General features: G+C 69.7%; 2 protein-coding genes and 1 tRNA gene. All 3 read right to left on the reverse strand.

All coding sequences use genetic code 11. The annotated features are described in order from the left end of the window. On the reverse strand, positions 1 to 650 hold a 650-nt coding region (locus tag AC2W7C_RS17790), incomplete at its 3' end, for an Ig domain-containing protein (RefSeq protein ID WP_486002556.1). Then, positions 605 to 1,090 (reverse strand): Ig domain-containing protein, encoded by a 486-nt coding sequence (locus tag AC2W7C_RS17795; protein WP_486002557.1) that lies wholly within the window; start codon positions 1,088 to 1,090, stop codon positions 605 to 607. The genes AC2W7C_RS17790 and AC2W7C_RS17795, both read right to left, overlap by 46 nt. A 125-nt stretch (positions 1,091 to 1,215) precedes the next feature. Then, positions 1,216 to 1,300 (reverse strand) — tRNA-Leu (locus AC2W7C_RS17800). Positions 1,301 to 1,485: the final 185 nt, after the last annotated feature.

The following is a 1,485-nucleotide window of genomic DNA, read 5'->3' on the forward strand; positions in this document are numbered from 1 at the left end:
GTGTACGAGCCCGCGGTCGTCGGGACGCCCGAGTATTGGCCCGCGCTGCTGAACGCCACGCCGACCGGCAGGCTGCCGCTGACCAGGCTGTAGGTGTACGGCGCGATCCCGCCGCTCGTGCCCAGCGCCTGGGCGTACGCCGCGCCGACATGGCCGCCGGGGAGCGTCGTAGGCGTCATCGTCAGGGTCGGTGGAGCGATGACGAAGGTGTAGGCTTGGGCGCCCGTGAATCCGAAGGCGTCCGTCGCGCGGACGGTCAGGCTGAACGTCCCGTCGCTCCGGGGCGCCCCCGAGAACTGTCCGGCGCTGTTGAACGAAACGCCGATTGGAAGCGCGCCGCTCGTCAGCGAGAAGGTGTAGGGTCCGGTCCCGCCGCTGGCGGTCACCGTCCGCAAGAAGGACACGCCCACGACGCCGTTCGCCAGCGTGGTCGGAGACACCTCGATCGTCGGCGCCAGGATACGGAAACTGAACGCCTGCTGCCCGCTGAATCCGAACGCATCGGTCGCTCGGACCGTCAGGTTGTAGAGCCCAGGCGTCGTGGGGGTGCCGGAGATGATTCCGGCGCTGCTCAGGGCGATGCCCGGGGGGAGAGTTCCGGCCGTCAGCGAGAAGGTGTAGGGGCCTGCCCCCCCGCTGGCGGACAGCATCTGCGTGAAGGCTTGCCCGCCAACGCCGTCGGGCAGGACGGAAGGGGAACGACGATCGATGGCGAAAGGACCTGGAGCGTGAAGGTGTTTGTCGTGGTCGCCGCCAGGCTGTCGGTCGCGCGGATCGTCATCGTATAGAAGCCCGCTGTGGTGGGCGTTCCGGACATGAGCCCCGCGCTGCTCAGGGCCAGTCCCGGCGGTAATGCTCCCGCCGACAGACTGTAGATATAGGGCCCCGTTCCGCCGCTAGCGCTGAAGGTCTGGGTGTACGGCGTACCGCCCGTCGCTGCGGGCAAGGCGCCCGGCGGCGGCGTCATCACCACCTGGGCCTGGGCGCGAACGGGGACGGCCAGCAGGGCCAGGACCGCGGCGACTAGAAGAAGGAGTCGCCAGAAGAACGGGGTCGAGATCGGTTCACGCCCAGCACACGCACGGTTCATCACCGCCCCCCGCCGTCAGTTCGTCCAGCCCCCGTCCGACCTGCGTCCGCTATCGAACACAGATATCGGCGTCTTTCAAGATTCCCGGTCTGGGGATCCGCCCGCCTCAAGGGGGTGGGAACGGCTGGTGCGAGCGGCGGGGGTCGAACCCGCATGACCGAAGTCGAGGGATTTTAAGTCCCTTGCGTCTACCAGTTTCGCCACGCTCGCGGCGCGCCGCACCCTATAGCAGCGAGCGCTTCGGGCGACAGGGTGCGCGGACCTATTGCACCGATTGACGCGGCGGGTTCGCCGCCGCGGGAGCCGAAGCCGCGGGCTGGTACGGCCGTTCGCCGGTCGGCCTCGGCCTGGAGCAGGGGCCGGGAGCGGGCGTACGGCGGCCGGGCGCGGGCCGG

The organism is Brevundimonas sp. CURTG3B2_SDJG (assembly GCF_057364705.1).

What these genes read in the sequence shown, in the direction of transcription:
- AC2W7C_RS17795 (WP_486002557.1), bottom strand. Translation starts at nt 1,090, where the DNA reads ATGAACCGTGCGTGTGCTGGGCGTGAACCGATCTCGACCCCGTTCTTC.